Raw genomic sequence first — 26,773 nt, forward strand, 5'->3', positions numbered from 1 at the left:
CCCTTTAAATCAATGTTTATATAAAATACACAAGAATCCTCTAAAACTCTTATAACCTATTATCCAAACTGATACCTACCAATTCACATAAAATATATTCCAAACTATCACCAAATATATATCCAAATATATATCCAAAAAACAAATCCCTTTGCGTTAGATGATGAACTCAATTTAATAACTTTATCCACTCACTTTGTGTAATAACTTCTAACATATAAGTGCTTTAAATCAAATCTCAGAAATCAAAGAAGATCAGAAATCAAAAAAGAAAGGTGTGAACTGCTTCGGGCAGCGTAAGGACGCTGGTGGTTTAACACAAAGACATTTTGCCAGGCAGAATTGTAGTGACAATTCCAGGGGGGGATGTTCATGGCCAATACAACTGTACAACCTGCAATGAATGCAGTACATGAAAAGAAGAAAAGAAGACGTCAAAAGTGGAACCCGATTTTACGAAATTGGCAGCTTTATTTGTTAATCTCGCCAGTTGTTGCTTATTACCTTGTCTTTCAGTACTTGCCGATGTATGGCATTCAAATCGCATTTAAGGATTTCATTGCAACGAAGGGAATCTGGGGAAGTCCCTGGGTCGGTTTTGAACATTTTGAACGTTTTTTTCACAGTTATTTCTTCTGGAGATTAATTAAAAATACGCTTGGACTTGGGTTGTACAGCTTGGCGGTAGGTTTTCCAGTCCCTATCATTTTGGCGCTTCTGATGAATGAGGTAAGGGCGGAAAAGTTTAAAAAATTTGTTCAGACCATAACCTATGCGCCGCACTTCCTATCAACCGTCGTGGTCGTAGGCATGATGATGATGTTTTTATCGCCGCGATACGGAATCATTAATCACTTCATTGGTATGTTTGGCGGTAATCCCATTAATTTCATGTCTGAGCCATCCTGGTTCAAGACCTTATTTGTGATGTCGGATGTATGGCAGACCATGGGCTGGAGCTCGATTATTTATTTGGCGGCATTAGCCGGCGTGGACTCTCAGCTTCATGAAGCAGCGCGAGTGGATGGGGCAACCCGGTTGCAGCGGATATGGCATATTAATATACCGAGTATTATGCCGACAATTATCATTTTGTTCATTTTAAATATCGGAAGCATCATGGGTATTGGTTTCGAGAAAGTCCTGCTGATGCAGAACACACTGAATTTAGAAACCTCGGACATTATCTCTACCTACGTTTACCGGAGCGGGATACAAGATGCTGAATACAGCTTCTCGGCGGCGATTGGTCTGTTTAACTCCATAATCAATTTCATCTTATTAGTTACTGTTAACCAGATCTCAAAACGTATGAGTGAAACGAGCCTATGGTAAGGGAGTTGCTGATGCATGCTTGTTGAATCGAGAGGAGATCGTATTTTTAATGGGATTAACCACCTTTTGTTAATTATCATTACGCTCATTGTAATCTACCCGCTTGTTTTTGTGTTAAGTGCTTCGTTCAGTGATCCGCAGGCCGTCCTGCGTGGTGAAATGTTCCTATGGCCCAAGGGGATCAATCTCCATTCTTACGAGAAGATTTTTCAGAACAAAGATATCCTCAGAGGTTATTCCAATACACTGATTTATACGTTAGTGGGGACACTGATTAATCTCGTCATGACGATTCTGGCGGCATATCCGCTATCCCGGAAGGATTTTATAGGCCGCAATGCCATCATGGCCCTGTTTGTTTTCACGATGTTCTTCAGTGGCGGATTAATTCCAACCTATATGCTGATCAAAAACCTTGGCATGTTAAACACATTGTGGGTCATGATCATTCCGAATGCCGTTTCGATCTGGAACATCATCATTATGCGGACATTCTTCCAGCAATCGATTCCAAATGAGTTGCATGAGGCGGCGACGATTGATGGCTGCTCCAATATTCAAACGTTAACCCGGATTATCCTGCCTTTATCCATGCCTATTATAGCGGTGACGATTCTGTTCTATGCTGTTGGGCACTGGAACGCCTTCTTTAACGCAATGTTGTATCTGTCAGACAAGAACAAATTTCCACTTCAACTCATTTTGCGGGAGATTCTGATTCAAGGCCAGACGAACGATATGGTCAAAATGTCAACCGAGTCTGCGATTAAGCAGCAAAGGGAAGTGGAGGGCATTAAATATGCTGTACTCGTCGTTGCCAATATACCGGTGCTCCTGCTTTATCCTTTCCTGCAAAGATATTTTGTTAAAGGCGTAATGATTGGTGCCATTAAGGGATGAATCCTTGTATGGCTAACGATGGGACAAAGGGAGGAATAAGAATGACGCTCAAAAAGTGGGGGAGTATCGCTCTGGTTTGTATGATGTCCGTTTCGATGCTTGCCGGGTGCAATTCTACGGATACTGATCCGGGAAGTACCAAAGATAAAGGAGCTGCCAATGGCAAAGTCAATGCGAGCGGATTTCCGATCGTAAATGACACCATTACAGTGAGCGGATTTGCCGGGAAGTTTTTTGCCAATGCGGACTGGAATGATCTCAGACTCTGGAAAGAGTATGAGAAAATGTCCAATGTTCATATCCAGTGGGATACGGTGCAGAAGGATAATTTGAAGGAAAAACGCAATCTCCTTCTGGCAGGCGGCGCTTACCCGGAGCTGTTCTACGCCTCGGCGTTTTCCAGATCGGATCTGCTGAAATACGGCAAGCAAGGTGCATTCATTCCTCTGAATGATCTGATCGACCAATACGCGCCTAACTTTAAGGCTCTGATGAAGAAATATCCGGTTATTGGCAAAGGGATTACGATGCCGGATGGTAACATATATGGGCTGCCAACCTTGTATGATCCGGAATTCAAGTCGGTTCTGTACGGAACACCTTGGGTGAAGAAAGAGTGGCTTGATAAATTAGGTTTGCAGGAACCGCAGACATTAGATGACTTCTATAATATGTTGAAAGCATTTAAAGAAAAGGACCCGAACGGCAACGGGCAAAAGGACGAGATTGCTTGGGGCGGTGTGGGAACGAATGGTGTGGTGAACTACCTGAGAGGTTCATTTGGGTTGAATAATCATGGCACCTCCAACATTAACATTGATACAGACCCTCAGACAGATAAAGTACGCTTTATTCCAACCGATCCCCAATACAAGGAGCTGCTGCAGTTCGTGAATAAGCTCTACAAGGACGGATTGCTCGAGCAGGACATTGTATCTGTTAAGAGTACCGAAGTGGATGCTAAAGGTATGGAAGGCCTGATCGGAGTCGTTGATAATGTCGATCCGGTTGCGATATACAATCAGCAAGGTTATGTTGGCATGCCCGTACTGAAGGGTCCTCATGGCGATCAGACATACAACGCCTATGGTTCTCCACTCGGTAATATCGGGATGTTCGTACTGACAGATAAAGCCCAAAATCCAGAGGCCATGATCCGTTGGATGGATTATTTCTACAGCGATGAAGGCATCAAGACGTTCTTCATGGGCTGGAAAGATGAGACGTATAAAGAAGACGCAGACGGTAACGTAGACTATGTCGACAATATCAAAAACAACCCGGATGGCCTTAATCTGGACCAGGCGGTAGGTCAATACCTGATCTGGCCGGGTGGATACTACCCTGGTTTTGTGAAGCAGAAATACTTCAAGGGTGCTGAAGGTCTGCCAACTTCGGTTGAAAATGCAAAAAAAGCAGAGTCTCACATCTTACCACAAGATCAAATTTGGCCTCCGTTTAATTTCACACAGGAAGAACAACGGGATCTGACCACTTTCCAGACGGATATTGAAACGTATGTAGATGAAATGCGTGACAAATTCATTACTGGAAATGAATCCTTTGACAATTGGGATCAGTATGTGGCAGCTCTCCAAAAGATGGGCGTAGAACGATATGTAGCCATCTATCAGTCAGCAGCAGACCGTTATACCCAAGCGGATTAAAAGGTTCATCCGTAATTTCAGATCATAAAGGAGTGAACAAATATGAGTCAACTGAAAGCAGTCCTGATTGGGGCGGGTGCGAGGGGAGCGGGTGGCTATGCACCCTATGCACTTGATTATCCGCATGAGCTTACCTTCGTTGCAGTTGCGGAAGCCGATCCAGTGAGGAGAGCAAGATTTGCTGAGAAGCACGAGATTCCGCCGGAACACTGTTATGAGACTTGGGAGCCCCTGTTGGCTGAACCTAAGCTGGCTGATATTGCGGTTATTTGTACACAGGACAGAATGCATTATGGCCCAACGATGCAGGCTTTAGATAAGAAATATCATGTCATGCTGGAGAAGCCGATGTCACCTGATCCAAAGGAATGTCTTGAGATGGAACAAGCGGCCAGAGATAATGACCGGCTGTTGACGATCTGTCATGTGCTGCGGTACACACCGTTCTGGAATACAATCAAGAGGGTGATACAAGAAGGGCGTATCGGAGAAATTGTCTCCATTCAGTTGAATGAGAATGTGGGTTACTGGCATATTGCCCACAGCTTCGTGCGAGGAAATTGGAACAATTCCAACACATCCAGCCCGATGATCCTGTCCAAGTCATGCCATGATATGGACGTATTATCCTGGCTCGTGGATCAGCCTTGCCTCAAGGTCAGTTCGTTCGGATCTCTTAAACATTTTCATGAAGGCAATGCACCGGAAGGTTCCGCTGATCGATGCTTGGATTGTGCTGTAGAACCAACCTGCGCGTATTCTGCACCAAGATTTTATTTGAGTGACCCGTTCAGGGGTTGGGCAGGACATTTTACACAGGAGCTGACGAAGCCGAATATCATACAGGGCTTGCGTGATACCGATTACGGCCGGTGTGTATACCGGAGTGACAATAATGTAGTAGATCATCAGGTTGTGAATATGGAATTTGAAGGTGGAGCTACGGCCATGTTCAGTATGTGCGGCTTTACATTTGAGCAGGAACGTAGAATCCAGATCATGGGGACGAAAGGAGAACTTCGCGGTGAGGAAGATCAAATTACGGTGTACGACTTTTTGACACATCAAAAAACAGAAATCACAATCCCTTCTCAAACCAGTGGTCATGGTGGGGGAGACAGCGGCATTGTGAGGAATTTTCTGGATGAGGTGCGTCACTATAACGGCCAGGAGAGCCTGACATCGGCTGCAGCTTCCGTCCGGAGCCATCTGATCGCATTCGCAGCTGAAAAGTCACGGCTGAACGGGGGCGAGTCTATCGATCTGAATGAATATGCCCGTCAGCTTATGGTGAAGGAAGAGCTATCTAAATAATCAGCAGTGTATCGATAAGCTGCCCCTCAAGGTATGAATATATTTTGAGGGACAGCTTTTTTACGCCTGTACAATCATCATGCCTCTAGGATGCACTCGACCTTCTTCACGGATCTTCACCACCATCCCATCCACTAAGATAAACAGGAATCGGCTGTCGACTAAGGGCCGGTTATTCCATGCCCCTTCCATAGGATCTAACTGTAAGCAGAGGTCTGACACAGTAGACTTGGAAAACGCCATGCCACAGAAGTTCGCCGGTAATCTGAGTAACTTTGCGAATTACTCCTTGTGTAATATACTTAGTATATTAATATTATGATGTCAGGGTGGTTTTGTGGAATTGCATTTATACGAGCAGATATATGTCTATATTGTACAAGAGATTAAAGAAGGTCGATTAAAAGAAGGAGACCGGGTCTCTTCTGAAAAAGAGTTGGCTGAACAATTTGGCGTCAGTCGTATTACATCTAAAAAGGCTCTGGAGAAATTGGCAGATTCTGGGGTTATTAAACGAATACAAGGAAAAGGATCATATGTGGCCGATGGTATAGTTGGAGGACAAGAACCGAAGCACTATTCAGAGGTGAAAACGACCTTGGTGCCTGAGGATGATAAGCGGTTAATCGGGTTTATTATACCGAATTTTTCTGACGAGTTTGGCCTACAACTTCTTAGATCGATGGAAAAGCGGAGTGCTGAGCATAATTATCAACTCATTATCAAGCGAACTTGCGGGGATCGGGATGAGGAAAAACGCGCGATCGACTTATTTATTGGTTTAGGCATCAAAGGATTAATCGTGACCCCCATTCATGGCCAACACTATAATTCGGAGCTGCTTCGACTTGTATTAGATCGGTTTCCAATTGTTTTAGCTGATAGATATCTAAAAGGAATTCCGGTTTGTTCCGTATACACAGACAATAAGAAAGCTGCCATGGATCTTACGCGTCATCTGATTAGCAAAGGTCATAAAAAAATTGCCTTTTTATCTCCGCCGGAAGAGAACACGTCAACATTGGAGGAAAGGCTGCTCGGATATACGTTTGCCTTCACCCAAGAAGGAATGAACTTGAACAAAGATTATGTATTGACGAACTTGAAGGGCACCCTTCCCATGAACATAAACGGAACAGCGATTGAAAGTGATAAAGAAACAGTAAAGCATTTTTTGAAACAACACCCTGATGTAAAGGCGTTTGTCGCGTCGGAATTTCTAATAGCTACCATGCTGGCTCAGGTCATCCACTCCATGGGGAAATCTCTGGAGGAATTCGAGATTGTTTGTTTCGACTCCCTGAACGATCACCTGGGTCAACCCATCTTCACTCATATTAAGCAGGATGAGAAGCAGATGGGTGAATTGGCAGTGGATATGCTAATCTCTCAGTTGCATGGAACAGCAGTTCCCGAGCTGAACATTATTGAACATCGTATGGTCATAAAAAATAACAGGTAGGGTTAATACAAGCGCAGCTCAACAAAATCAAGCATTTTGTTAAAGGTGTCGAGAAGTCCCCAGGGGCTTATCGGCACTTTTTTTGATATCAGAAATATAAACTTTGAAGCATGGAGGACCTCCCAGACCTGGGAGCTTATCGAACCTTGAAACGTCGATTTATATATCTAATTATGGCCATACGTCATAAATATTTATGTCGTAATATTGCAATTGACATGCTTTATGATGTCATATTAATATACTTAGTATAACTGGTATAACCAGTAGAATTCTTATAAAAAATTCACTTCGTTCATCATTTTCTGATTTTAATAGTTCATATCATCAATCTTGTTAGCGCTTACATAAATTGTGGAACTATCAGAAAATGGAGTGGATTCTATAGGAATTCAAGTTAAACGAATGAATTTAACTTAAGGGGGACTTTGAATGAGGAGATCCAAAAAAATCGCATTTCCAATTCTTGTTTACTTTCTGGCTATGTCACTACTTGTAACCGCTTGCTCAACGAATGGAGGCTCAAGCGATCAGGCCGGAGGGGGGAATACAACGGTTACGATGTGGCATGGTCTTACCTCCATTGATTTAGATAATTTGAATAAAGTCGTGAAGGCATTTGAAGAGAAAAATCCTACCATCAAAATGAAATTGGTTTATACCGAATCCAGCGAGGGATCCGATCAGAAGCTGCTGACTGCAGTCGCAGGCGGCAATCCTCCTGACGTTGCACTTTTCGACCGGTTTAAGGTCGGTACTTGGGCTGCGCAAGGTTCTCTGACTGACTTATCCTCGATGGCAGCAGAATCCGGAATTCGCAAGGAAATGTATTATCCATTTGCTTGGGAGGAGTCCAGTTATCAAGGAAAGCTTTATGCAATGCCGATGGATACGGACTCTCGCTTGCTATTTTACAATAAAGATCATTTCAAAGAAGTAGGGCTGGATCCCAACAAACCACCACAAACGATTGCCGAGCTTGAAGCGGCCGCCGAAAAGTTAACCATCAAGGAAGGTAAACGTTTCAAACGGATCGGGTTCATCCCATGGTATTCGCAAGGCTGGCTGTATACTTGGGGATGGGCTTTTGGAGGAGAATTCCAGGACGCTTCCACCGGCAAAATTACTGCCAATGATCCTAAAGTCGTTGAAGCGCTGCAATGGATGACCGACTTCGGCAAAAAATACAATGTCGAGGATATTGCCGGATTCACAAGCGCAGCTGGCACGGAGGAAATGGATCCGTTCATTTCCGGTCAAATCAGCATGAAGATAAGTGGAAACTTTACGGTGAAGGGTATCGAAAAATTTAAGCCGGATTTAAATTACGGTGTTGCACCAATACCGACCCCAACAGGTACTAATTTTACGACATGGTCGGGAGGCGGGTCCGCTATTATCCCTAAAGGCGCCAAGAACGTCGCTGCTGCTTGGAAATTCCTCGAATTCTTAGGGAAGGAAGAGGGGCAAACGTTATTAAACGCTGACTCTCAAATTTCCGTTATCGATTCGGTTAACGACAAATACGGTTACAAGGACGATCCGATTATGAAGGAATTTATTAATATTTTGCCCAATTCACACAACCGCCCGGTTATTCCTGAAGGACAGCTGTTGTGGAATGAGTTAGCTTCCGCAACGGAAAAGGCTACCCGCGGTAACGGTACTCCGAAAGAGAACCTGGATAGAGTAACAGAGACGGTTAATAAGGCTTTAGAAAAATACGCCAAATAGGGTGCTCGGTAGGCAGGGAGTGGAGCGTACCTCTCTCTCCTTGCCTATTCATGAATGACCATTGGAAGGAGAATGCACATGGCGAAACTGGCCGATTCAGTTCAAGTAAACGCAATTCCATCGGCAAGGAAACGAGCACTCCACAGAACTAACGTGACTGGGTGGCTGTTTGCTTCACCTTGGGCTATAGGGCTGCTATGCTTTTATGCAATTCCGATGCTAATGTCCATCTACTTCAGCTTCACTACTTACAGCATTCTGCAGCCTGGTGAATTTGTCGGAATGAATAATTATAGAGATCTATTTCATGATCCTCTGTTTTGGAAATCCATATACAACACGATTTATTTTACCGTATTTTTTGTTCCATTAAGTATATTTTTCGGTGTGGCACTCGCTATGATGTTGAATATGAAGGTCAAGGGAATGGCTATATTCAGAACGATCTTTTTCTTACCTACTCTCGTGCCACAAGTGGCTCTGGCTGTACTGTGGATGTGGCTGTTACATCCAAACTTCGGATTGGTGAACGGGATGTTAGCGCATATCGGTATCGATGGGCCTTCTTGGCTTGGTGGTGAGGCGTGGTCCAAACCTTCGCTCATCTTGATGTCGCTTTGGGGTATTGGGCAAGCTGTCGTTATCTACCTTGCTGGACTAGGAGACATCCCTGATGAGTACTATGAAGCAGCACAAATCGATGGAGCTAACTGGTTTCAGAAAACGAGAAAGGTAACCCTGCCTTTGCTCACGCCCGTTATTTTCTACAACCTTGTCATGGGAATGATCGGTGCATTTCAACAGTTTACTCTTCCCTATACGTTGACCAAAGGGCAAGGAACTCCTGCAAATTCCATGACTTTTTACGTCATGTATTTATATGAGAACGGATTCAGGTATTTCAAAATGGGTTATGCCTCCGCAATGGCCTGGATCTTATTTATTATCGTCATGGCATTAACCGGAATTATTTTTATTACGTCTAAACGCTGGGTTCATTATCAAGGGAAATAAGGAGGAGGAAGTAAGGGATGAATCCTACCGCTATCAAAAGAATCAATCGTGCGTTAGCCTATGTATGTCTAATTATTGCTTCTGCATTTTTCATGATTCCGTTCATTTGGCTGCTTTCGACTTCTCTTAAACCACTCACACAAATCTTTACATTCCCACCAGAGTGGATTCCTCATCCAATTCTGTGGAGTAATTATTCCCGTGCCGTTGAGTATATCCCTTTCTGGACATATCTGAAAAACACGGCGATTATAACAATCGTTAGTACGCTTGGTGTGATCATATCCTGTCCCTTGGTTGCCTATAGTTTTGCCAAGTTAGAGTACCGTGGGAGAGGTTTACTTTTCTTTGTTACCCTCGCTGTTATGATGATTCCCGGACAGGTGACGATGATTCCTTTATTCCTGTTGTTTACTAAATTAGGTTGGGTAGGAACATCTCTTCCACTGATTGTACCCCAATTTTTTGGAGTGCCCATTTACATTTTTCTACTACGGCAGTTTTTCATGGGACTGCCTGATGCCCTGCGCGAAGCGGCCCGCTTAGACGGTGCTAGTGAGTTCCGCATATATTTACAGATCATGTTTCCACTAGCCAAATCCGCCGTTTTAGCGGTGGCATTGTTTCAATTTATGGGGAGCTGGACTGATTTCATGGGCCCCTTGCTCTATTTAACCAATGAACCATCTTACACGGTTTCGCTCGGATTGCAGCAATTTCAGAGTCAAAAGGGATCCGAATGGGGTCTATTAATGGCCGTATCCACCTTGATGACATTACCTATTATTGTTTTGTTCTTTTTCCTTCAAAAGACGTTTATTAGCGGCATTACATTTAGCGGTATAAAAGGTTGAACATCATTTGTATGAATAAAGCTCCAGCGATTCGGAACCTCAGTGTAGATGGAGCCTTGGCCTGCGAGATGGGTTTCGATGAGGCATGAGCAAAAGCAGCCCATCCTCTGACGAGAACGAGCTGCTTATTACTTTTCTATCTCTTTTTCCATCTTAGAGTACTTATTCCCTCAAAATTGAGGTTTTTATAGGCTATCATTCAAGTGCTGAGAATTGGGGAAAATGGTATCAGGTTCTCGTTTTAACGGCTAGCCCACTAAACGATATAGGCCCAACAACATCGGCTCTTGTATTTGCAGTAAGGTTTTCTGCTGTGACTGTGTAAACATGAGAACCGGCTTTTACATTTCTATCTTCTGCCTGGAACGTAACTGCATAATTTTGTTCAGAACCACTAGATTCGATACCTTGTTGGGTGTTGAAAATCTCTCTTCCATCGCGGAAGACTCTAAAGAGTATTTGCGCAATGCCAGTGACACCTCGAACCCCAACGGTTGCTACTAAATCTACCCGATTAGGTTGAGCATTGACTGGAATCCGTAAAGTGATTGTTGCAAGGCGAGATCTTGCTGGTGAACGCCGGATAATAAACGAGTTTGCTAAGTTGAACCTACGGCGCGGCTGTACGGCAGCTTTATCGAGAATACGTACCAAAATATCAACTCCTCTTGTTTGATATCTTTAAGATATGTTGGACACATAGAGAGTGATTGGACAATGATATAAGATGTGTGTTAGGTCGTCTGATTCCCTAATAGGGATGAGGGGGCCTTCTTTTTTTCCCTTACAGTGCTATTTTTTATCATTGAAGCTGATCTTTATTTATTTTTCCATCAACAATTTCGATGATGCGATTGCATCTTTTGGCGACTTCCAGATCATGGGTTACGATAATGACGGTTTTTCCTTCCTGTTGGAGCTGCTGCAATAGATTCATGATCTCCTCTCCGGTTTTTCGTTCCAGATTTCCAGTCGGCTCATCGGCCAGAATTAATTCAGGTTCTCCGACCAAAGCTATCGCGAAGGTAAGTATTCATGCCCAGAGGCACTCCCTCGCCACTCATTTGCTGGAGAATGGGACAGAACTACGGTACATTCAGGAGCTACTCGGTTATACAAGAGCGAGAACAACTCAGCAGTTAGTAAGAAAAGTATTCAGCGTATTCAAAGCCCGTTGGATCGGATGGACATGGGGATTGAGTGATTCTCTAAATATTCCTTTTTCCCTAATTTTTTCTACGAAAATGCCACAACATGGGTTATCATATACGTAGTTCAGATACGTGACCGAATGTTTGGTATTTACGAAGTACATAAATTAGCTGTTATGAGAAATCCCTAATAATATTTAATGAACAAGGAGAATACAAAATGAACTTTTGGAAATTGAAATATAAGATTGAGTCGTATCTGAATTTCTTCAATAAAATCACCATCAATGACGTCAGCTTTTATCGGGATGATGCGGTTAATTATGCTGAACTGAAAGTTGAGGCTCAAGACATTCAAGAAGCTGAAAAGCAAGGTGAAATGAAATTGCAAGATGTCTTGAGTGCTATGGAATTCACTTTAAACAAGAGAATTAACTTTTATGTTATGGATATCCAACAGGAAAAAGGTGATGGAAAATCTCAATTAGTTGGTGATTCGATTTTAGCTGGTGCTGTTGCAGTAAGAGTTCCATTCCCAGAAACTGAGTTGGAAAATATCAATGATATTTTTATAGGGATCAGTAACTCCAATAATCTATCAATCATATTTGAAAGGAATTGAAGTCGGAGAATGGTATAATGAAGCGTTTCTCAACTTTTTCAAAGCAATAGAAGTTATTGCAAATACATATCTTGAAGAAGGAAAGAAGGAAAAAGAAATTTCTAATGAAGAGAATCTAAAATCTTTAGTAAAAAATCTTGAAGATTATGTAAAACACAAAGAAGATAATCTTGATAAGTTAAAAAAAATTTGTACCGACATACACAGTTTGGGATTTATTGAACTTAAAAAGAAAATTGATATAGCTTTAATGGATCTAGGTTTAAGTGAATACAGCAAAGAAGCAAAAAAAATAGTGAACTTTAGAAATAAATTTGTAGCTCATGGAAGTAGTAACAAAATCATTGAAATTCAAGAGCTAGAGAAGTGCAAAAACATTTCTAAGATGATGATTAAAAAATACATTGAGAAAAATCATACTTAAGAGATTACAAGGAAGTTAGGGACATCTTATAACATAATATTCACGCTGCGTCTCCTTTGGAGCCTTGGTCTGCGGGAAGGATCTCAAAGAGGGATTCCAATAGACAACCCCTTCGGGGTTCATGAATACAGGAACGTTATCTGCAATCAGGCTATAAGATAAAGCGTTTTATAGAAGGGGAATTGAATGATACAAATATTAGAAGAGCCGACAGGAGTAACATATAAACAATTAATATCTTTGGCATTTACCATATGTGATGAGTTCATATTAGTCAAAAGAGATCAAATTGAATTGAGTGAAAAAGCAAAACATTCATTGAGGAACTACAACACATATAAAAGAGATTACAAAGCAAGAAGAATGGTTAGTGACAATAGGCACGAAAATGAAGGATTTATAAAGACAACGGAACGCCAGGAGATATTAAAAATCAGAGCAATTGAAGGCATGATGATTTATTAGTATTTCGAAGAAGAGCCTGACAACATATAACATAGTATGCAAGCAGCGGCTCCTTCTGGAGCCTAGGTCTGCGGGAAGGATTTCGGAGAGGAATTTAAGAAGCAGATAACCCCACCCCAAAAGAAATAGGAGAGAATCTTATGGATCGCTTGGTAGTCATGACGGTTGGGAAAACTCATAGTGGCAAAACCACCTTTGCCAAAGAATTAGAATCCGTATTACAACAAGCTATTGTAATTGATCAAGATAATCATGCTGAATTTATTAATGAGCACTACAAGAAACTTCGTCCTATAGAAGGTCCGAACACTTTAAAATTCTCTGTAACTGACGCAATTGTTAACTATGCTACGGAGCAAAGCAATTTCCACATTATTTTAAGTAACTCTAATTTGAATAAATCAGGAAGAGCAAAAGTTCTCCGATATTTTCATAATAAAGGATTTAAAAGTATAATTGTTTATTTTGATTTACCCAATGATTTACTGAAAGAACGTGTTATACGCTCCCAAAGAAGCAAAGCTATATTTAGAAGTGCATCAAGCTTTTTGGAAGTATTGGAGAGACAAGAAAATTTGTCAGAAATAGAACCAAGTAAAGATGAAGCAAATTATATATTTATCATTAATGACCTCAATAATACCGTGGGAATTATTCAACAAATAATAGCAATCACTGGTACTAGATGATTCGATGAAGGCCGATCCTTCAGATAACATTATATCCACGCTGCGGGGCTTACACCCCTTGATCGTCCGATGTATAATCATGGTAGATAATCGGACTTACACGAGCCGACCTAAGATAGGAGCTATCTAAGGCCAGCTCGCGTCGTGAATACAAAGACGTTATCGGGAAAAGTATTATGAGCTGAAAGATGACTTAAGGGAGTTCCAAACATGACAAAAATACCAAACGTTTTACCTCACAGGTATCCTTTTTTATTTGTAGATCAAATTCTTGAAATTGAACAGAACAAGTGGGTTAAGGGATACAAGAACATAACAATTAATGAATGGTTCTTTTATGAAAATAATAATTCAGTTCCAAGCACTTTGATTATCGAGGGCCTTGCCCAATTGGGGGCATTTGCAACAATGTCAAACAATAACGGGCTAGGCTTCTTGTCCGCTTTAAAGGGTATTGAAGTTCTAGGCCAGGCATACCCAGGTGATCGATTAGATTTGTACTATAAGGTTTTAAAGAACAAAAGAGGCTTCATTATTGGAGAAGGAGTAGCTACTGTGGGGAATAAAGTCATTATAAGAGCAGATGAAATTATGATATACTTACAAGCCAACACCGAGTATGTATATTGAGGAAAAGGAAAAAATCCGATAACAACGCATTCAAGTTGATGGACTGTCGTTCCTTGGTCCGCCCGGGGTTTTCGACGAGGTTCCGGGCTTTATTTCGGAAGAAGTGAAAATCGATATTCACACATCAGACTTCCGTCCTTGGACCAAGTAGGAGAAAGAACCTCAACACATGCTGGGTCGTATTGCAATTTTTGAATTTCTTCAAGGCAGTGTGCTGTGGTGTTGTAATAATGACAAAGAAAATGAAATTAATATGCCATCGCTATCAATCTTACCGTCCTACATTAACAATCCTTCTTGTCCACTCGGGCTCACTGGTCGCCGCACGCACCAGGCAGTCGGCACAGTCTTCAAAGGGAAGCGCCCCGAGCGGGTTGATGCGAGCCAGTGGTCCTGCCGTATAGTGCAACGTACCCTCCGCATATTGAAGCACGGATGCACGTACAATGACCCAATCCAGTTCACTCTGGATGAGTGCTTTCTCTGCCATACTTTTATCCTGAATCGCCTTCCGAAAGATGCTGCGCATCAGACACACCGCCAACCCGTTGAAAAGAGAAAGCTCTTTCCCATCGCTCAAATTAATGCCGCTCTGCATAACTATGCGCTTCACACCTGTACGCTGACAGGCTGAAACGATATTTGGAATTCCTTCGGACATGACCGTACCTGGTGAGAAATTAGCCGCGATTGTATGTATTCCAGCTCTGATATTTCCCAAGTTCTTCGCGGCGGACTCCGGCGACAAATTACTGGGAGGACCTATGCAGCTGATCACAACGTCTGCCCCCGTAATGGCGTTGACCATGCTATGTTCGTCTAATACATCTCCTTTTCTAACGGTGAGTCCCTCTTTTGGCGATAGGGATTCCGGCCGACGAGCAACGCCGATAATCTCGTGTCCTAAAGCAAGCGAACGGTCCATTACTTTCCTTCCAGTTCCTCCTGTAGCCCCAATAACTGCAATTTTCATGTTTATTAACTCCATTCCCATTCATGCATAAATGCACGATAGTGTATTATTTATCATGTATGTATAATGGTATACAGAAATAAAAACGCTACAAGTCTTAAAAAGTCGGATTTCGTGCATTAGTTCACAGGTTCACTAAAATTGTGTAAGAACTATGAAGAAAACTGGGGGTTTTCAAGTGTTAAAGGTGGATCGAAGGGTACGTAAATCCCAGGAAGCCATCAAAATGGCAGTTATTGAACTGATGATTGAAAAGGATTTTGATCAAATCACGATACAAGATATCTCCGACAGAGCGGATGTTAGCCGCAGAACGATCTATCTTCATTACACGGACAAATTCGATCTTCTCGATAAGCTCATCGAAGAACATATTACGAACCTGCGCGAGATCTGTGAATCTACAGAAGATGATGCTGGTTATAACGATATGGGGTTAGTGTGGTTCGAATATTTTGAAAATCATTCTTTATTTTTCTCCGCATTGCTGGCGAGTAAAGGAAGTTCTTTTTTCCGAAATCAGTTTCTGGCCTTTTTCATCGGAGAATTGGAGAAAGGGAACAGTGTATCCGAAGGTGGAAGCATTGCAGCAATAACGGAAGGGATAAATGTTGAGGTTCAGTTTCTGGGGGCGGCGATTGTTGGCGTAGTAGAATGGTGGTTTAAAAAAGAAAAGCCACTTCCTCCATCCGTTATGGCCGAGCGTATAGGTGCATTGCTCGAAAGGAATCTGGATACGGATAATTGAAAGAAGCTGCATGCGATTGGTATCATGCAGCGGGGAGGAGCGCCACGACGACGTGATCGTGGCGCTTATTGGCGTGCATCACAGTTGCACCAACGTGATGCTGCACGTTTTGGGCATCACGAGTAGCCGTCGTGATGCACGCACATGCTGACATCACGGTCATGCACCCGTGATGTCAGCATGAGCCCCGCGATCACATATCGCGGGGTAACCTACCCATGAGGTGCTGCACCCAATGGGAGCAGCACCTCACCCTTACGCGGCTTGTTACTGTACAGCCGTGTCCCGCTTCACCTTTTACAAAAAAAAGTGAATCGCCCTTCTATTTCCCTGACGAAAGTTCTGGCTGGAAAGCAAGGCACATTAACAAGACAGCACAACCTAAGCGCAAAATAAGTGTGGTTGATAATCCTGAATTGACAATGCTGAGAGAAAATGTCATGTTTTTAACATAAAAGTGAAGCTATTTTGAACGATGAGTATATATCCCAAAAGCAAAGGAGTGAGCACGTATGGAAATTAAAAATAAAAGCGGTGATTTTCTTGGGAAAATTCAGATCGAATCGCTTGAAAGTGATCATATCATGGACCATATCATACGTGATCTGCGGCCGGGTGGATGGGAAGGCGATTTATATTGCGGATGCCACAGAAAACCAATTCACGCAGCAAACAAACTATGCAGCTGTTGAGTGGGAGCATGGCTTGGATCGGTTATCGGAAACATTATCTCTGTGGCGCCCAAGGTTTCCGGCTCATGTTGATGTGCACACCATTCAAGTCTATTATGGGTTCGATAATCTAACACCGGATGAGATAGATGAAATGGTGGAAGAAAGCAAAACATCTGGACAAAATGTTGTGGTGCGCGACCTGAAACCAAACACCAAGCTTGTGGGTGTCCGTATCACGTACAAAGAATACGGTACGTTTAAACTTAACATTTTCGGAACGACCAAAAGCCGAATTCAACTGTCTGACCATGAACTGTCTCAGGTGAAATCATTGCATGTACGGGGTGCGGAAGCATTTTACTTTTCAAATCACGGAACAGATCGCTTGATTTGGATTGAAGAGGGAAGCAGCAGAAAGGCGCTGCAGTATGAACTCATCGGCCAGCAGACGTCGGCAGAGAAATTAATCCAAATTGCAGAATCGATGAATGTTCAGTAATACAGTGAGAGGACAGATTAAAAGATGAGGTAAAATGATGGGTGTAAGGAAAAAATATAAACGCAAGATCATCGTTTTAGTCGATTGTTGTATTTGTACGTGGAACCGGATATTGATGATGAAGGGATCATTAAATATGAATTGTCACACCAGGCTTGATTGGGGAGATTATTGACTGGTGTCTTTTGAAAGACAAAGAGATCAGAAGGGTGAACTGGAAAGGCGAAATCTTTACATTAGAATGAAATGTTTAAATGGAGATGGGAGTCAATCATCTGATGAAGTCACAACAAGTCACAACATGTTTCTGGAGGAGTCATGGGGACAGACATTTGGTTTTATGTAGAAAAAAGACACTACCAAAGAGAATATCAATGGACGAATGGCAGCGTGATCGAGATTCCCAAGAGTGAAAAAGAACTGAATGATACAGCCCGCTGGGTCAGTGAGGATCGCTGGAAGGTTAATCCTAACCACTACCTGTACCCGGAAGAAGATATTTCTCAGCTCATACTAAGTGATCCAAGTGAATTTTATAGAGGGAATAGAAATTATGATCTATTTGGTATTTTGTCTAATACTAGAAATGACCGCAATCTTAAATTTATATCCTCTCCGCGAGGCTTACCGACTGATCTGTCTCCTGAATTACGCGAAGTTGCATTGGAGAATAAGGATGACTTCTATGACCACAGCTGGCTTCTAGTAGAGGAATTATTGCATTTCAAATGGGACGAGCGCTTTTATTGTGATACGTTCATGGAATACAGAAATGTTAAACACGTATGTTCCGATTTCATTCATGAAACTATCCCGAAACTGTCAGCGTTAGGAGAGCCCAAAGATGTGCGGGTGATTTTCTGGTTTGGTTAGTAAAAGCTAAATATGGAGGGAATGATTCCGAGCGTATTATGAAGGCTGTAGAAGAAGTGTTGGTTACCTTTAACGAAATGAATGAGGCCAATGATTATTTTATTGAGACGATGGAACGTGAAGAATTGGCTGATTTTATCGACAAGGCGGCTAGGCTGGCTGGATTAGAGATTGAAGAGGACGAAGATATTACGGAAGAATGGAGAGACTCAAACGAAGCTATACATTGGCAAACGTTAATAAAACATAGCGATTGTTTTCATGATCAATCTGGTGTGGGATAAATTCTGGAAGGGGGCAAAATATGTTTGCGGAGCTCTTTAACAGAGTACAAGAGAGAGCATGTGAGATTATTGGTTTCCATCGTTACACTCCGACTAGAGAAAAGTTGATAGAGGTCTCCAAAGACGGAATGCATAAGGGGAAACTAGCGGCCAAACGAGCACTAGTCAGAATGAGAGAATAAAAGATGTAAAAAGAAGTATGCGAGATGAGTAGAGCAGAGCAGTAAGTTTACTCAAGTATGGAGGTGTTTCTTTTGCAATCTTCTGAGCTTGTCCATCAATTTATGAATTGTTTTAATCAACTGAACGTATACGATATTTCACCCGTATTTGAAACGAATATGCCGGGATTTCATCATCATCCATCTCTCGGCATTGTGGAGAATCATCGCAACTTCTGCCATCATGGATACTATGCACAGACGTTAATCATATCAGAGCATACGGGCTCACATGTGGATGCCCCAGTGCATTGTCACGGAGAACAGGCAGCGATTGATCAACTTCCGGTGGATTGCCTGATTGGTCCCTACAAGAAATATGATCTGGAAAATTTCACTCTTGAAGCAGGCAAACCTGTTGGATTGGACATGATCCGAGAGGTAGAGAAGCGGGATAACTTCACTCTTCAGGCAGGTGATATTGTGCTGATTGACTTTGGCTGGGACCAATACTATAAGCCGGATGCGAGCGGCAAGGAGAGAGACTGGTGGGGGAAAAATGAGCCTGGACTCACCCGTGAGGTGTGCAAATATTTTTACGAGTCGGGCATTAAAGCTATTGGAGCAGATACACCAGGGGTAGATATTTGTATGGTGAACGGGGAAATCCTGAGCGCTCCAGGTCATGTAGAATATTTTTTGCCTAACCATATCTTGATCATGGAAGGGTTCAGCAGAATGAATCAGGCTCCAGCAGCAGGCATATTTATGGCACTTCCTTTGAAAATTAAAAATGGATCAGGCTCACCTATTCGTCCAATTTTATTGGCGTAGTCACCTGGGAGATTAGGCTGAAGGCTAGTAGACAAGGAGTTCTCGACATGAAAATAGAACCTAATAAAGAGTTTGCTTGTAAGCTAGGCATTATGCTGGGGAGTAAATTAATCTGGTACAAGCATTTTCAGCCTTTTTGTGATGACATGATCCTTGCATACACGAAACCGCCGTATTGGATCATCGAGTTAGCTGCGGTGCGTTATCAAGGCAGTGCTATTGAAATCGTTAACAAATACATTCATTCAGAACCTTGTATTACTTATTACAATAGTAAACATTTCGATCAATACATTGCTTGTTTGTACATAAAGTACGAAAGAAGAGAAATATCCTGGGCCAGCTTTCTGCTGGAATCTGGTCAGTATGCTGACAGTTGTGAAGCTGTGAAAGAGCCTTGTGAATACTTTTTTGATCTGTTAAGTCAATATGAAGCTGAAGAATTCAACATGGAGCTTGAACATAAACAAAGAGAAGAGATAAAAGATAAGTTTCGAAACGAAATTATTGAAATGCAGGAGATTAATGATGTGTTTAGGGAGTATTTTAAACAATATATTATGAAGGAAAGAGAAGTATCTAATTAACTTGGCAGAAGATTTCGTTGGAAAAATGATTCATGGGACATATAGCTTCGAACCAAATCTTTTATTCGATTCTGGTTCTAGGATGTATAAAAGCTATAAGGGAAGGCCTTATGACTTGGGAATTTTTTTGGTATGTGATTTGAATGGCAGCACCAATTCTAATGATAAGGGTGGATGAATATGGAACGAGGACTCATTATATTTTTGAACGGAACGTCAAGTGCGGGGAAGACAAGCATCGCGATGGAATTGAAAAATCAGGGAGAGGTTCCGTTTCATCATCTGTCTGTAGATCAATTTGCCCAAAATTATGATCAGTTTATCGACAATACATACCCAGATATGAAACCAACGAGAGAAGTGGAACACCATGTGATGACAGATATCCTGTTCGACCCTATCAATTCGTTGTACTGTGCAACCATTAAACTGTTTTCGGAAATGGGTTTGAATGTCATCGTAGATACGGTCATCAGCAATGACAAGTGGTTTAACGGTTTTTATGATTTACTATCGGATTATCCGATATTGTTTGTAGGTGTACACTGCTCGAAAGAAGAACTCACCAGAAGAGAGCAGAGGAGATCGTGCGATTGGACTCGCCCATTCCCAGTTCGACTACATATACGCCTATGATGAATATGATCTGGAAGTGAACACGGAAGAGTTTAGCTCGGCTGCATGTGCGGAAAAGATATTAAGTTATATAAAGTCCGAGAAGGAATACGCGGCATTTAAGAAATTAAGTAGGAGAGAGGTTGAGCTGTCGGAGTCCTGAACCTTTTGGATGAAGAAGATACGTTGAGCGATACCTTCAGGAAATATCCAGATTAGCTTAGAAATGTTGAGTTCTATGTCAGAGGTGTTTATGTTGTTTTGAAAAAAAGACTGGAAGGTCGTCTGATTCTCTGTGTCATAGAGAAGGGCCTTCCTTTTTGTTTTTAGAAAATGATCGGCAAAGGAGGTAATGTTTTGAGTCCAGAACAACATATTCAACACATGTTACAGGCAATCATTGAAAAAACACAATCCATTATCAACGATAGTCATAAACAATCCTTCGGCTCTTTGGAGTATTTCTTGGAACATGTTCTATTGTATCGAGATAAACAGCAATACATGTCTAACGAGTGGCATATCCGCACACCGCGCTGGCTAGGGGAGTATGGAAATACGCCGGAGGAAGAAGAGCTTCTTTCAGACATTTACCGACTGCAAGCGTATATCGCTGAGAAATTAAAGGGCGGATAAGTCGCTCGCCATGTCGTATTAGTCCGGCCCAAATGTCGCAAAAGTACATGGTAACGCGATGCGGAGATCGTTTATACTCTCTTTATGTTTCGATAATGAAAATCATTATCAGTATTATACATAAGGGGGATTCATCATGAATCAAGGAACAAAGGGGCAGGCTGCCGGAAGCAAGGCATATGCTGCTCGCAAATCACGATTATTCATGGGCTTGATGTTAGCCCTTATTCTTGTCCTGACGGCTTGCGGTGCCGGAACAGGTACAGATAGCGGCAAACCGTCGGCGGCAACGCCAGCGGAGACACCTGCGAACGCAGAAACTCAGACTGACGGAGCTTTTCCCGTAACGATCACGCATATGAAGGGTGAGCTGACGCTAAACGAAAAACCTAAGAAAATTGCGGTGCTTGATGTTAAGTTTCTCGATCAAATGTTAGCTGTTGGCGAGAAGCCGGCTGGCAGTGTCATCGCTGGAGGCAACACCGATTTTCCTGAATACTTAGGAGATCAGCCGAGTGATGTACAGGTTCTGGGTACACGGGACGAGCCTAATCTGGAAGCAATTGTAGCCTTGGACCCGGATCTGATTATCATGACGGACTTCCAGGAGAAGCAGTATGAGAGTGTAAGCAAAATTGCACCTACCCTGGTACTTGATTTTTACGAAGACTGGCGTGATACGTTAGCCACAGTTGCTAAGATTACAGACAAGCAGGACGAGGCAGAGACGGTGCGTAAAGCGTATGAGGAAAAAGTTGCTGGATTGAAGACCAAGCTTGCGGAGAAGTTGGGTGATGAAACGGTAGCGCTGATTCGTCCGAGAAAAGAAGGCATTCGTGTTCATGGTATCGAGCATCGCACAGGTGGCATTCTTTATCAGGATTTGGGCTTGAAAATGCCTGCACTCGTTGAGGGAATCAAGGATGATACCTCCGTTGAAATCTCGATGGAGAAGGTTCCTGACATTGGGGCAGATCGTTATTTTGTTCTGTCGGATGAGCTGTTTGCCGCAGAGGCAGAGGCTATGATGAGTAATCCCGTGTGGAAGTCCCTTGATGCTGTGAAAAATAACCGCACGTATGACGTAAACTCAACACTGTGGATTGCATACTACGGACCGCTTGCGATTAATCTGATTGTAGATCAGGCATCGGAAGCCCTGCTCGGATCGAACTAATATGAACCCATATCTCTCGACAGACTTATGGAAAGAGACCGTGGAGGATCATTCGATTTTGCTTGGTGAGCCGCCTGAACATAGTGTCCGTACCATTGCTCTAAGTGAACTGCATGACGAAGCGGCATGCCGAGAGTATATCAGCTGGTTTCAGGAGTACATCGATGCCCCTGACATGAAGGTTGCCGCTTCCATGTTAGCCAAGCGAATTGGCTATCTGTGGACGGCTCCGCTGATGACCGCGATGACTTTTCATCACCAGCATGTTTCGTTTCAGCTGGAGAACAGCTTTCTCTATCATCCGAAGCTCGAAGAACATGAGGGCGGTACACGATTTCCTTTTCTAGCAGTGAACGGAATTGGGGCTGAAGCACTGACTGGAGACAGGAACGTGTGGCGGGAAAAGGTGGTCGAGGAGATGTTTGCGGTACAGCATACACCCCTGTTAAAGACGCTTGCTGCGATTGCGCCTCTTTCCATGAGTATTCTCTGGGAGAACATTATGGTACGCATTGGCCCGCTATATACGCCTGATGCCGACGAGACAGAGCAGGATAGTGAGCACATCCAGGCGGACTTTTCATATCTTACGCAAGTGGCGTCCGGGCAAGTGTTCGGTGTGAGAAAGAATCCGTTGACCCGCTTCACCGATTGTAAGGACAATGTGCACGTTGCGAAAAGCGAGCGGATCACCTGTTGTTTTTATTATCAAATGTCAGGGGAATATTGCAGAAAATGTCCGAAAATTGACAATGAGAATAAATCTCAATTAAAATGACAACAGCAACAACTTTACCTTTGCTATTGTCAGGAGATGAGAGAAATGCCGCTGCAAGAACAGACAAGTCTATGGAGTGATACGACGATCAAGATGCTTGACGGGTATAGCGGTACTTTGCAGACAGGCAGTGTTCTTAGCGAAACTCAATTAACTTCAAATGTGCTGCTGCTGGCATGCGGAGGGGAAGGGGAGCTTGCAATGAATGGTGAGGTTTGCCACATTGGAGCTTCTTTTGCCTGTCATGTGGTGGAGGGCACATCCTTCACGCTGACCGCCAGATCAGACGAACTTTATTATATCGTGATCATGTACAAGGCTTCTTCCATGGAAGGAGCCTCTCATGTTATACCCTCGTATCGCAAACACCCACTGCAAACTTCGTTTATTCAGAACCCTGTGACTCAAGCGGAATGGATCGAGAATGCGGAAAAAATCGTTGCCAAATGGCGCCGCGGCGAAGGGCTGGAACGTTTTTATGCCAATGCGTTGCTCCAGGTGATGATCTACGAACTGATCATGGAGTATGAATGTGGTCAAGGCGGAGCAGAGTCCGACATGGTGGATGTTGTCGTGTCATATATATCATCGCATTATCGTCAGAATCTGGAGCTGAAAGAGCTGGCAGCCCTTGCCGGATGCAGTGTAAGACAGCTGCAGCGACGATTCAAACAGGAGAAAGAGCTCGGACCAATGGAATACGTCATTCAGCTGCGCATGGAGAGTGCCTCGCGAATACTGCGTCATACGGATGTTTCTATCGGCGAAATTGCTGATAAAATGGGCTATCGCGACATGTATTATTTCAGCAGGGCGTTTAAGAAATATTATGGAATCCCACCACTGCATTACCGGCTTGCCGCCGCTTCGAAAACGGATGCAGACTATGTTCATTCCTTGCTGGGGAATCGTGTAGCTTCTTCGTATGAGTCGGCCCAAGGGCCTGTGATCTGCCATATGCGAGGGGAATATCTTGTCACCGAGTCACCACAGCGTATCGCTGTACTTGATGTCCAGTATGCCGATCATTTGCTTGCGCTTGGGTTGTCTCCAGCGGGAAGTGTAGGAGTAGGAAGTGCAACGTTCCATTTCCCGCAATATATCAGGGCAGGACTTCAGGCTACCGAATTGCTCGGAACGTATGAGTACCCTGATCTGCTTGCTGTGGAACGACTGTCTCCAGATCTGATTATCTGCACCGAGGTGCATGATCAGCACGTTGAACGTCTAAGCCGGATCGCTCCGGTTCTTATGTTTAAGCGTAATGAGAGCTGGCAGACCATTCTAAGCTTGTTCGGTGAACTAACTGGTAAGCGGGCAGAGGCAAAGCGGATACTTGCGGATTATCATCGACGAACCGCATTGCTGTCCGAAGAACTTGCTCCCGTGCTGGCAGGTAAGAGCGTGGCGCTGATTCGTCCGCTTGATTCTCTGGTTCGCGTACATTCTGCTTCGCATCGTACAGGTGCTGTGCTGTACCGTGACCTAGGTTTACCTGTTCCATTATTTGTGGCAGATACCTCCGACACGGCTTATCATATTTCAGTTGACAGACTACCGGCTGTACATGCCAGCCACTATTTTTTGCTTAGCAATGAGATCATGCAGGAGGGCATATCCGCGACAGAGCAGCGTGTCTGGGGGATGCTCGATACGGATGAGCGACAGCAAATACACTCCGTAGATGCCGCGACATGGATCGGTTGTTATGGACCAACAGGCATCAATGGCATTGTGGATCAGGTCGCTCAGGCGTTGTTGGCTTAAGCAGGCGGTTGCTGCCGCTAGCCGCTTGCAGCGAAAGGCCGTACGCTGCAGGTCGTGGCACCAGCAGCGTGAAGGGCAGCGGGGCATATTACATGCTGCTGGTACATGTGCTGTTGCCAGGTAGGGCGGGCGGCTTGGGGTGAGCGCCGCGATCATTGACGCGGTGCATCCTTTGTGAGGTGCTGGCCGAATTGGGCGCAGCACCTCCCTCTTGATGCGGCTTGCCATTGCACAAGCCGCGATACGCTCTCCCTTTTATAAAGTTGATATGTTCCAAAAGCACCGGAAGGTCGTCGGATTCTCTATGGGATGAAGAAGGGCCTTTTTGTTTTATTACTATAATGAAAGGTTCCACTGCATACTCGCATCCTGTACAACCCTGCATATATTCAGCATTCAAAGCCTATTGGATCATCTGGATAAGGGTTTAAGAAAACTAATAAATCTCCCCTATTCGCCAATTTGCCTGCGCAATTGTAACAATATGGGTTATCATATACGTAGTTCAGGCACTAGTAGATGGGATATGTTGTATTTGTGAAATACAAAAATTAGATATTATATGAATTCAATGACATGATTACGAGGTGATTTAATGAGAAAAAATATTGCAATAATCATACTAATGGTTGGATTGATAATAAGCATGTACTTCAACTATCAATTCAAAGCGTACAAAGACAATCAAGAAGTTGATTACTTGGTTAAACTAAATCATGGAACTCAAATTGGTATAAAAGAATCAATCCAGAATTTAGATTATGTGATAAAGAGCTTAGAAGACAATTCTTCGAAGGAAACAGTCATATACACATTAGGGAATCTGGCGGTATCTTTGAAAGTGGGTGAAGAATCATTCATCTTTCTGGATTCCGATTTCAAAGAAGATCAATTATCATCAACCGATTTAATCTATAATGTGTTTAGAGATATGTATTGGTATATAAGAGCAGATATCATAGACGACATTTTATCAAATAAGGTGTCGCTAGAAAAAGAATCGAGAAATCAACTTATTCAGGATATAGGAGTGCTTAAACAAGATTTGGAGTATATTGATAGTCAATTTAACGAGGATATTCTGAAAGAACAAAGTCCTAAGTGGATTGAAAACAAATGGAAAGAGTTAATTGGAGAGATTGTAAATAGGAATAAGGGTTTTAAGTTATATGAAGGAATTAAAATGAAGTACAATCTATAAGTAGTAGTTTGCGGAAGGCAATTGACATCTAGATAACAACATATCTACGCCGTTGCATTCGCTTCTTGGTCTGCCGAGGGTATTCGAAGAAGTGGAGTCAGCAGGTAACCCTGCACTACCTTACCGCATCGCGGCAAGTTGCTGCAATCTTTAAGGTAGTGAGGGTTTGTAGATACACGAACGCTATTTGAAATACCACAAAACCTAATAAGGAGAAGCTATGAACGAAAAAGCTAAAGGCAAATTAAAAAAGCAATTTCTATTCATCGTTCTATTTATTTTTATAATCGTAATTCAAGTAACTACCAATAACTTAGCATATCATCCTCCTGCATGGACAACTGCGTTATCAATTTTTTGCTTTATTATATTTTGTATACTTGGCCTTGTAACATACCTTGATCTCAAGAAACAAGAGCAGTTCAACACAATTGGACAAATAGTAGATGTGAATAATAACATCGTAATAGTCAAAGGATTGGGACGAGGTATTAGCAAAATTAAAATAAATGATAGTCACATTGTAAATTTGATGCAGCCAAATGAACTGATTGAAATAACGAGATTAAAATATTCAAAAATGATAACGAAAATAGTATATAAAGACCAAGAGATCTATCCTTGAATTAGCATTGAAGAAGTGTGATATTTTACATAAAAACAGAGGATATATCTTCATACACAAGCATGATGGATATATATTAC

General features: G+C 42.7%; 27 protein-coding genes and 4 pseudogenes. 27 read left to right on the plus strand and 4 right to left on the minus strand.

Translation table 11 applies throughout. The features are described 5' to 3' along the window. Nucleotides 1–372: 372 nt before the first annotated feature. From BMY78_RS03365 to BMY78_RS03380, 4 genes are read left to right on the plus strand one after another with little or no spacing between them, the layout of a single operon-like run. Nucleotides 373–1,335 (plus strand): ABC transporter permease, encoded by a 963-nt coding sequence (locus BMY78_RS03365; RefSeq protein WP_090894672.1) that lies wholly within the window; start codon nt 373–375, stop codon nt 1,333–1,335. Between the two features lie 15 nt (nt 1,336–1,350). Beyond that, entirely contained in the window at nt 1,351–2,235 is an 885-nt protein-coding gene (locus BMY78_RS03370) for a carbohydrate ABC transporter permease (RefSeq protein WP_090894674.1), read from the plus strand. 41 nt (nt 2,236–2,276) lie between these two features. Further along, nucleotides 2,277–3,902, plus strand: a complete 1,626-nt coding sequence (locus BMY78_RS03375; protein ID WP_090894676.1) for a type 2 periplasmic-binding domain-containing protein — start codon at nt 2,277–2,279, stop codon at nt 3,900–3,902. 42 nt (nt 3,903–3,944) lie between these two features. Next, on the plus strand, nt 3,945–5,216 hold the full coding sequence (locus tag BMY78_RS03380; protein ID WP_090894677.1) for a Gfo/Idh/MocA family protein: 1,272 nt from the start codon (nt 3,945–3,947) through the stop codon (nt 5,214–5,216). Between the two features lie 72 nt (nt 5,217–5,288). Here BMY78_RS03380 and BMY78_RS03385 read toward each other — a convergent pair. After that, nucleotides 5,289–5,496: pseudogene (locus BMY78_RS03385) on the minus strand (transposase); the annotation flags it as partial. Nucleotides 5,497–5,553: 57 nt separating this feature from the next. On the opposite strand from BMY78_RS03385, the gene BMY78_RS03390 reads away from it, so the two are divergent. From BMY78_RS03390 to BMY78_RS03405, 4 genes are all read left to right on the plus strand, one after another. Continuing rightward, nucleotides 5,554–6,678: a GntR family transcriptional regulator gene (locus tag BMY78_RS03390; RefSeq protein ID WP_090894679.1), complete on the plus strand. Its 1,125-nt coding sequence runs from the start codon at nt 5,554–5,556 to the stop codon at nt 6,676–6,678. Between the two features lie 432 nt (nt 6,679–7,110). Continuing rightward, entirely contained in the window at nt 7,111–8,412 is a 1,302-nt protein-coding gene (locus BMY78_RS03395) for an ABC transporter substrate-binding protein (protein WP_090894680.1), read from the plus strand. A 78-nt stretch (nt 8,413–8,490) separates the two neighbouring features. Continuing rightward, the gene (locus BMY78_RS03400; protein WP_090894681.1) at nt 8,491–9,426 is read left to right on the plus strand and encodes a carbohydrate ABC transporter permease; all 936 of its coding nucleotides are present in this window, start codon (nt 8,491–8,493) and stop codon (nt 9,424–9,426) included. A 17-nt stretch (nt 9,427–9,443) separates the two neighbouring features. Then, nucleotides 9,444–10,280 (plus strand): carbohydrate ABC transporter permease, encoded by an 837-nt coding sequence (locus BMY78_RS03405; RefSeq protein WP_090894683.1) that lies wholly within the window; start codon nt 9,444–9,446, stop codon nt 10,278–10,280. 228 nt (nt 10,281–10,508) lie between these two features. Here the strand turns inward: BMY78_RS03405 and BMY78_RS03410 are convergent, their stop codons facing one another. Next, nucleotides 10,509–10,934, minus strand: a complete 426-nt coding sequence (locus BMY78_RS03410) for an exosporium protein C (protein ID WP_090894686.1) — start codon at nt 10,932–10,934, stop codon at nt 10,509–10,511. A 148-nt stretch (nt 10,935–11,082) separates the two neighbouring features. Then, a pseudogene (locus BMY78_RS03415) lies at nt 11,083–11,310 on the minus strand (ABC transporter ATP-binding protein); the annotation flags it as partial. On the opposite strand from BMY78_RS03415, the gene BMY78_RS03420 reads away from it, so the two are divergent. From BMY78_RS03420 to BMY78_RS03445, 6 genes are all read left to right on the plus strand, one after another. Continuing rightward, on the plus strand, nt 11,216–11,554 hold the full coding sequence (locus tag BMY78_RS03420) for a tyrosine-type recombinase/integrase (protein WP_256221937.1): 339 nt from the start codon (nt 11,216–11,218) through the stop codon (nt 11,552–11,554). The pseudogene BMY78_RS03415 and the gene BMY78_RS03420 sit on opposite strands and share 95 nt — an antisense overlap. A 97-nt stretch (nt 11,555–11,651) precedes the next feature. Continuing rightward, nucleotides 11,652–12,053, plus strand: coding sequence for a hypothetical protein (locus BMY78_RS03425; protein ID WP_090894689.1), 402 nt, complete (start codon nt 11,652–11,654; stop codon nt 12,051–12,053). After that, nucleotides 12,040–12,477, plus strand: a complete 438-nt coding sequence (locus tag BMY78_RS03430) for a hypothetical protein (protein ID WP_090894691.1) — start codon at nt 12,040–12,042, stop codon at nt 12,475–12,477. The genes BMY78_RS03425 and BMY78_RS03430 overlap by 14 nt, the downstream gene beginning before the upstream one ends. 186 nt (nt 12,478–12,663) lie before the next feature. Next, the gene (locus tag BMY78_RS03435) at nt 12,664–12,942 is read left to right on the plus strand and encodes a hypothetical protein (protein WP_090894694.1); all 279 of its coding nucleotides are present in this window, start codon (nt 12,664–12,666) and stop codon (nt 12,940–12,942) included. 140 nt (nt 12,943–13,082) lie between these two features. Continuing rightward, nucleotides 13,083–13,631, plus strand: coding sequence for an ATP-binding protein (locus BMY78_RS03440; protein ID WP_090894696.1), 549 nt, complete (start codon nt 13,083–13,085; stop codon nt 13,629–13,631). 210 nt (nt 13,632–13,841) lie between these two features. After that, nucleotides 13,842–14,261, plus strand: a complete 420-nt coding sequence (locus BMY78_RS03445) for a 3-hydroxyacyl-ACP dehydratase FabZ family protein (protein WP_090894699.1) — start codon at nt 13,842–13,844, stop codon at nt 14,259–14,261. 271 nt (nt 14,262–14,532) lie between these two features. Here the strand turns inward: BMY78_RS03445 and BMY78_RS03450 are convergent, their stop codons facing one another. After that, nucleotides 14,533–15,234 (minus strand): NAD(P)-dependent oxidoreductase, encoded by a 702-nt coding sequence (locus BMY78_RS03450; protein WP_090894701.1) that lies wholly within the window; start codon nt 15,232–15,234, stop codon nt 14,533–14,535. A gap of 178 nt (nt 15,235–15,412) precedes the next feature. On the opposite strand from BMY78_RS03450, the gene BMY78_RS03455 reads away from it, so the two are divergent. The 13 genes and pseudogenes from BMY78_RS03455 (at nt 15,413) to BMY78_RS03520 (ending at nt 26,693) form a co-directional block, all read left to right on the plus strand. Continuing rightward, complete coding sequence (locus BMY78_RS03455; protein WP_090894703.1) at nt 15,413–15,982, plus strand: TetR/AcrR family transcriptional regulator; 570 nt, start codon at nt 15,413–15,415, stop codon at nt 15,980–15,982. 543 nt (nt 15,983–16,525) lie between these two features. Then, the gene (locus BMY78_RS03460; RefSeq protein WP_143067004.1) at nt 16,526–17,155 is read left to right on the plus strand and encodes a DUF4367 domain-containing protein; all 630 of its coding nucleotides are present in this window, start codon (nt 16,526–16,528) and stop codon (nt 17,153–17,155) included. Nucleotides 17,156–17,473: 318 nt separating this feature from the next. Further along, on the plus strand, nt 17,474–18,028 hold the full coding sequence (locus BMY78_RS03470; protein WP_090894708.1) for a hypothetical protein: 555 nt from the start codon (nt 17,474–17,476) through the stop codon (nt 18,026–18,028). 14 nt (nt 18,029–18,042) lie between these two features. Then, a pseudogene (locus tag BMY78_RS03475) lies at nt 18,043–18,237 on the plus strand (hypothetical protein); the annotation flags it as partial. Nucleotides 18,238–18,566: 329 nt separating this feature from the next. Further along, a complete protein-coding gene (locus BMY78_RS03480) occupies nt 18,567–19,307 on the plus strand; it encodes a cyclase family protein (protein WP_177185639.1) in 741 nt (246 codons plus the stop codon). Between the two features lie 47 nt (nt 19,308–19,354). Further along, entirely contained in the window at nt 19,355–19,894 is a 540-nt protein-coding gene (locus BMY78_RS03485) for a hypothetical protein (RefSeq protein ID WP_090894715.1), read from the plus strand. 243 nt (nt 19,895–20,137) lie between these two features. Further along, nucleotides 20,138–20,672: pseudogene (locus tag BMY78_RS03490) on the plus strand (chemotaxis protein). A gap of 194 nt (nt 20,673–20,866) precedes the next feature. After that, a complete protein-coding gene (locus BMY78_RS03495; RefSeq protein WP_090894717.1) occupies nt 20,867–21,145 on the plus strand; it encodes a hypothetical protein in 279 nt (92 codons plus the stop codon). Between the two features lie 136 nt (nt 21,146–21,281). Continuing rightward, complete coding sequence (locus tag BMY78_RS03500) at nt 21,282–22,322, plus strand: ABC transporter substrate-binding protein (protein ID WP_090894720.1); 1,041 nt, start codon at nt 21,282–21,284, stop codon at nt 22,320–22,322. A 1-nt stretch (nt 22,323) separates the two neighbouring features. Next, the gene (locus BMY78_RS03505; RefSeq protein ID WP_090894723.1) at nt 22,324–23,100 is read left to right on the plus strand and encodes a (2Fe-2S)-binding protein; all 777 of its coding nucleotides are present in this window, start codon (nt 22,324–22,326) and stop codon (nt 23,098–23,100) included. Nucleotides 23,101–23,145: 45 nt separating this feature from the next. After that, complete coding sequence (locus tag BMY78_RS03510; RefSeq protein ID WP_090894726.1) at nt 23,146–24,867, plus strand: helix-turn-helix domain-containing protein; 1,722 nt, start codon at nt 23,146–23,148, stop codon at nt 24,865–24,867. A 595-nt stretch (nt 24,868–25,462) separates the two neighbouring features. Then, nucleotides 25,463–26,068, plus strand: a complete 606-nt coding sequence (locus tag BMY78_RS03515; RefSeq protein WP_090894729.1) for an oxidoreductase — start codon at nt 25,463–25,465, stop codon at nt 26,066–26,068. A 220-nt stretch (nt 26,069–26,288) separates the two neighbouring features. Further along, the gene (locus tag BMY78_RS03520; RefSeq protein WP_090894731.1) at nt 26,289–26,693 is read left to right on the plus strand and encodes a hypothetical protein; all 405 of its coding nucleotides are present in this window, start codon (nt 26,289–26,291) and stop codon (nt 26,691–26,693) included. The last annotated feature ends 80 nt before the right edge of the window (nt 26,694–26,773 follow it).

Origin of the sequence: Paenibacillus sp. OK076 (assembly GCF_900110055.1) — a bacterium.
Classification (GTDB): Bacteria; Bacillota; Bacilli; order Paenibacillales; family Paenibacillaceae; genus Paenibacillus.